The sequence below is a fragment of the Pseudomonas sp. AP19 genome (assembly GCF_001728855.1).
Lineage (GTDB): Bacteria > Pseudomonadota > Gammaproteobacteria > Pseudomonadales > Pseudomonadaceae > Aquipseudomonas > Aquipseudomonas fluorescens.
Window position 1 is genome coordinate 113,100 of record NZ_LXJP01000015.1, and the last position, 6,192, is coordinate 119,291.

Annotated in this window: 3 protein-coding genes and 1 pseudogene; 3 read left to right on the top strand and 1 reads right to left on the bottom strand. The window is 50.8% G+C overall.

From position 1 onward, the window contains the following. The first annotated feature begins 27 nt into the window (after positions 1-27). The 3 genes from A7D21_RS13445 (at position 28) to A7D21_RS13455 (ending at position 5,551) form a co-directional block, all read left to right on the top strand. Positions 28-3,012, top strand: coding sequence for an amino acid adenylation domain-containing protein (locus A7D21_RS13445; protein ID WP_069551916.1), 2,985 nt, complete (start codon positions 28-30; stop codon positions 3,010-3,012). A 72-nt stretch (positions 3,013-3,084) separates the two neighbouring features. Next, positions 3,085-4,308 carry an ATP-grasp domain-containing protein gene (locus tag A7D21_RS13450; protein WP_069551917.1) on the top strand — a complete coding sequence of 408 codons (1,224 nt, stop codon included), beginning with the start codon at positions 3,085-3,087 and terminating at the stop codon, positions 4,306-4,308. Then, positions 4,301-5,551, top strand: a complete 1,251-nt coding sequence (locus A7D21_RS13455; protein ID WP_069551918.1) for an MFS transporter — start codon at positions 4,301-4,303, stop codon at positions 5,549-5,551. The genes A7D21_RS13450 and A7D21_RS13455 overlap by 8 nt, the downstream gene beginning before the upstream one ends. Positions 5,552-5,784: 233 nt before the next feature. Here A7D21_RS13455 and A7D21_RS35300 read toward each other — a convergent pair. Further along, a pseudogene (locus A7D21_RS35300) lies at positions 5,785-5,947 on the bottom strand (IS5/IS1182 family transposase); the annotation flags it as partial. Positions 5,948-6,192: the final 245 nt, after the last annotated feature.

Sequence of the window (6,192 nt, forward strand, 5' to 3'; positions counted from 1 at the left end):
ATACATTTCTATTTACAGGAGTATTAGATGATTATTGGTCAACGCGAGCACTCACCCCTGAGTGGCTGTCAGCCAGACAGGCTAAGTGTACTGGCGATGGTGTATAAGGCTGCACACAGGCAGGGAAGCAAAACAGCAGTCACCTGCGGTGATCAATTCCTTACTTATAATGAACTCATAGCCGCTGCACGCGCCAACGCAAAGCGTTTGCACGCCTGCGGTGTGAGCAACAAAGATATTGTGCTTTGTGCGTTACCGACCGGCGTCGAGTTACCCATTGCGTGGTTGTCTGTGATGATGACCAACGCCATTATTATTCCGGTGGATGCCAAATGGCCGGAAAATAGAATACACGCAGTCGTTGAGGCCAGCCAGGCAGCATGGGTTATCACGAATGGAGAACAGCCGGCCTTAAGAAGTGCCGGCCTGAACCTGTTTGAAATAAGACTCGACGGCACGACTGACTTAAATGCAGAAACACACGCCCAGTGTTTCTCAGACGACCTGCTCTATGGTTTCTTTACATCGGGATCAACCGGCCGCCCGAAATGCGCCTTGAATTACCATGCCGGGCTTGTGAATCGCTTTACCTATATGACCAAGCGATTTGGTGGCGGGCACACTGTCTATCAGAACAGCGCGCCGTTGTTCGACTCGTCAATTTGGCAAATGCTGTGGCCGCTTACCAACGGCGGCGTGGCGGTATTGCCTAAACAGCGCGATCACTGGAATGTCGAGTCGCTGGTAGAAGAGATTGAACGTCATCACATCACGATGACTGATTTCGTACCCACCCTCTTCAAATTATTAACTCGTGCGCTGGAGAATGGGACCCTTGCCGCAAAACGCTTGGACAGCTTGCGGCATGTCTTGATCGGCGGAGAAGAGATTGACGCTGCATCCGTGCACACATTTAGGCGCTTTTTCCCACGTTGTACTGTCATCAATACCTATGGTCACACCGAGGCATCCATCGGGATGGTATTTCATGAGGTGTGCGATCACGACAATGACAAGATTCCACTCGGTCAGCCTATCGATAATACGTATGTCAAAATTGTCGACGACCAGTTGAGGCCCGTGACGGATGGCGTCTTTGGGGAAATCGTTGTTGCCGGTATTTGCGTCGGAGGTGGCTACCTGAATGCCCCGGAACTGAGCGCACGATCCTTTATACGTAATCCCTTTTCAGACCTGCCTGGCGACAAGGTTTACTTGACTGGGGACATTGGCCGTATACGGCCCGATGGTTGCCTTGAATATGGCGGCAGAGCTGACGACCAAGTCAAGGTGCGCGGGGTGCGTATCGAGCTCAACGAAATAGTGTCGGCAATCAAGGCCGGCTTCGACGCCGTAAACGACGCACTGGCATTTGTCTTGCCCACTCAGCAGGGCGATGCGAGTTTGGCGCTGGTCTACGTGGCGCCACATGCATTGGATTTACAGCACGTACGACGCGAACTGGCGCGGCATCTGCCAGCGACACACATGCCACAGTTAGTGCATCACTTGAAGACTCTGCCTATTTCACCGAATGGGAAGGTAGACCGTAAACGTATAATCAATGACTTGAAAAACGATCACTCTGAAACGCTGCAACCCTGTAGCAACAGTACCCTGCTGGAAAAAATTATTGCGTGTTATCGCACCGTACTGCTGAACAATCAGATAGGGAGTGAAGACGACTTTTTCGAATGCGGTGGAGATTCGCTAGCAGCCGCTAATCTATCACTGGCATTGTGCAAGCATCTTGGAACCGATGTTCCGATGACCGCCATTTATCAGTTCGCAACGCCGTCGCAACTGGCCGACTTTATGAGCGGCTGTGAGCAAACGGTCGAAGCCACGCCAAGCGATAGTTTGGCGAGGGTCGCATTCAATAATCACCAGCCGACAGCGACAATGAGCTCGACGCTCTTATTGACCGGCTCGAGTGGTTTTGTAGGCATTCATATTCTTGCGCACTTATTAGCCACCACCCACCTGCACGTGACCGTCCTGCTACGTGGCAGCAACAGAGAAAGCGCTCTATGCCGCTTGGAGAAAGTGTTCCTGAGCGCGTTCCCTGCACGCGTATTACAACGCCAACGAATTACTGTCGTGCTAGGTGATTTGGCCTTGCCACGTTGGGGCTTGGATCCAGACGAATGGCAACATCAATGCGCTTCTATTGATGAGGTGATTCATTGTGGCGCGGCGGTCAATTTCCTGTTCCATGCCTCTCAATTGTTCTCAGCTAATGTGGGTGGAACCCAGGAACTCATCCGATTCTGTAATGAAGGTAAGGCAAAGAGGTTGCACCACATTTCATCGTTGGCAGCCAAGCTGCCAGCCGTGTCTGGCCGCGATCCGGAAGGCAGTGTCTCGGCCATCGAGGCAGCAGCATTGGGTGTTACCGGGTACGGGTATACCAAATACCTGGCAGACAACCTCGTCGTTGCCGCACAGCAGCAAGGGCTGCATGCCAGAATTTATCGTGTCGATGATGTGCTGCCGTCAATGAGTACCGGCTACTCAAATGGCCAGTCCCTTTTTCATTTATTGCTTAAGCAATGCGTTCAGATGGGCGTGGCACCTGCGGGCTGCGGCAGCCTTGGCCTATTGTCAGCGGATGCGTTGGCCGAGTGGTTGTGCACGTTTGTGGGTAGCCAGGAACGGTTCCAGAGCGGAGCCCCCCTTATTGATGTTGTTGGCCAACACTATGTCGAATTTGACGACATTGTGCGCTATACCGCGCAGAGAACGGGTCGTGATATAGCCTGCGCCTCCTATACAGAATTTTTGTCGATGCTAACGCACGCGGGTCAAAGCGAAGCGACGCTGATACAGCAAATATTACCGCCCGTGAATGCTGACAAGGTGGCATTCACCAAAGCGCCCCGTTGCCTGCCAGCAGATATCCCTCAAGCCCATCTACTTACAGCGGACCTGAATAGTTTTGATGCTTTTATTCACCTGTTCAAAGCCGAACTGGATGAGCGTTCAAACAACCACTGTTGTGTGCTGAGCTAACGCGCGAAGCGTGGGCTTTAACATTCACACGCGCTTTAACTATTTATCTGTATTTTCCAGGAGAGACCTGTGATGCGTCGCTTAATTATGATCGGTGGCTGGACAGAGATTTATGTAAAGGCCAAGGCATGTGGATTCCATCTGACCGTCGTACAGCAAAAAGAAGATATTACCTTCGAAGACTTTCTTATCGCGGATCAAATTATTTCCTCTCCCATGGGCGAAAAAGTAGTCGTCGACCTGGTTGAGACGCTGCACCGGCGGGAAGCCTATCACGCGGTCGTTTCCTTTCAAGAGTTTGGCCTCTTGAACGCAGCGCTGATTCAGGAACGGCTGGGCATTTTGGGCAACCCTATTGGCCCGGTTTTATTAACGCGCGACAAAGGGCATATGCGCGCGCACATGAAGGCAAACGGCATACCATCGATTCCATTCGCAACCGTTAACAGCCCTGAAGAGGTGATCGCTTTTGCACAGCAGTGCGGATGGCCCATCATCATCAAGCCGGTGAACGGTGCGGGGAGTCTACAAGTGCACAAACTGTTTTCAGAAGATGAAGTCGTGCCAGCCTATAACGCGATCAAACAGGATTTTTTGACCACCGATTTAATTAAATACGACTTTCCTGACATCGGGATCATCGCGGAAAAGTTTATCGAAGGGCCAGAAGTCAGCGTCGAGGCTATTTCTTGGGACGGTCAGCACACGATACTAGGCGTCACCGACAAAATCACAACCGGCTATCCTGGTTTTGTAGAGACCGGGCATAGTATGCCCTCGGCACTTGCCCCTGAAAAAATTGATGCCATTAAACGGCTGACTATCTCTTTCCTGACCTCCATTGGTCACCTGTATGGTCCCTCTCATTCGGAAATCATCTTTTCGGAAACGGGGCCCGTCATCGTCGAGTCTCATACACGCACGGGCGGCGACCGCATTTTTGAAATGACCGAGTTAGCGTGTGGCGTCGACATGTTTACCGCTACGCTTCAAGGCTTGTCTGGGGCATTCCCAGACATTCAAATGACTAAAACCAACGGGGCCGCTATTCGGTATCTGTCGTTGCCGACTGGCCGGGTGAAGAGCATTTCAGGGCTGGATACCGCTCACCAATCGCCTGGCGTCGTCAGGTGCGATATCACGGTTAAGGCGGGAGACATCTGCAAACGCCCTCAGAACTCAGATGAAAGGGCTGGGTACATTCTTGCGAACGGGGACAGTGGACCGCAGGCCATTGAAAATGTGATGCGAGCCTTAGCCAAGGTCACGGTTGAAGTGGAGCGCCTGAATGCTTAGCTTGCTCTCGCTCATTGCCGGCCGCGAATTCAGGAAATACATAGCCGCGTCGATATTAACCGCCATTGGCAGCGGCATGTATTTCGTTGCCATTTCTTGGTACATCTACACAACCTCTGGCTCCGCAATGGCAGTCGGTTGGGTGTTGATCGTTTCTTCATTGCCGGGTTTGTTGTTTTCACCGTGGATTGGGGTGCTGGTTGACCGGTGGAACGTTCGATCCATTTGCATAGTGGCCGATTTTGCGCGTGCGCTGATTTTGCTGTTCGTTGCGGTTTCGATGTACTACGGGGTATTGGGGCTCACAGCAGTTTACCTGGCGACCTTTCTGATCGCGCTGTGTGAGCACTTTTTCCAACCGGCCGTGGGGGCGTTGATACGCGATATTGTCCCGAAGGAGCGCCTGCTTGAGGCCAATGTTTCGAGCAGTATGAGCATGCAAATCGGATTGCTCATTGGAGCAAGTATTGGCGGCTTTTTAGTTGCGCTTTTCGGCACGCAATATGTGGTAGTCATTAACATCATTTCCTTTTCCATCTCTGGTGTCCTTACCCTATGGATAAAACACACGCCCGCCATCAAACATGCAGTCGAAAGGTTAGTCACGCCCGGCGCCATGAGAGAGTTTTATGACGCGATTCGCTATGCGATTGGCACACGTTTTGTAATTGGGCTGGCGCTCCAGCAGATGTTTATTTATGTAACGCTTTCTGTGTGCAATACACTTCTGCCAATTTTCGCTGATAGAGAGCTTTCAGCGGGCGCCCAAGGGTTTGGGTTAATTGATGCCGTGTGGGGAATGGGTGCCATCTGTGGCGGTTTTTCACTGACCTATCTTGTGAAAAAAATACACGCTGAGTGGTTTGGCGTGTTCGGCCTGGGTGCGATTTCCTTTTTGCTGTGTGTTTTCTTGACGGCAAACAGTGTCCCTCAAGCGGCGGCGGCTTATTTCCTGTTAGGCGCATTTGTCGTCATGATTCGGGTCAATTCAGACACCCTTATTGCTACAGGCGTAGAGCCCTCGCAGTTTGGAAAAGTCAAAGCAGCCATTTCGATGTTTATCTCTTATGTGAGCCTGATTGCTTACGCCGGTGTGGGTTACCTGGGAGATATAATGTCTGTTCGTTGGATTTATTTCATATTGAGCGTAGTTATTTTATGCTCCGCGTTGGGAATGACATGGAAAAACATATTAAAAGACAGGCACTTGTTATTGATGGATAAAATCAATAACGCTAATTAAACCGTCTAAAAAACTAAACCTTTAGTCTCTGGACTGGCCGCTATCAAATCGGATAATTGCACTGCGTTAATTTGATTCCGCTGCAAACTCATAAGGACGGTCTGAAGTACCCACCGATTTTTATGCCCTCACGACTTGAGGCTCAAAAAATCATAAATCGGCGAAAATCAGACCTTTCTTTTCCTTATTGCACGGTTCTTTCCTTTGGTTGCGGTAGGGATGACAGTTACTGGGCGCTTGATCACGCGAAACGGATGCTCAATCTTCGCCCGCACCTGCGCTTTCGCGTGTTCGATCTTGCGTAGCATGCGCCTGATCAGACTATTTTTTGCGTGCTTTTTATAGCGGCTTGACCGGGGCGGCAATCGACCAGGTCATCCTGCGATTCTGATGCTCTGGACTGTTGGCGCAGATTGAAAATCTGACCCACCCTGCCGATTGAAAATTGACTCAGGGCGGATTGCTGTTTCTTGTCCCAACAATTGTGAATAAGCTTAGTAGCAGTGTTCCGGTTGAAAGAATATAAGCGGTGTGAGGAAAAACGAGTTTAGATTTTTAATGGTCCACTACGAAAAACCGTGTCGAGCGCAAGCAACTCGAGATTGAACGGCCGCTTCTGGCCGATTCTGTTGAAAAAGTGG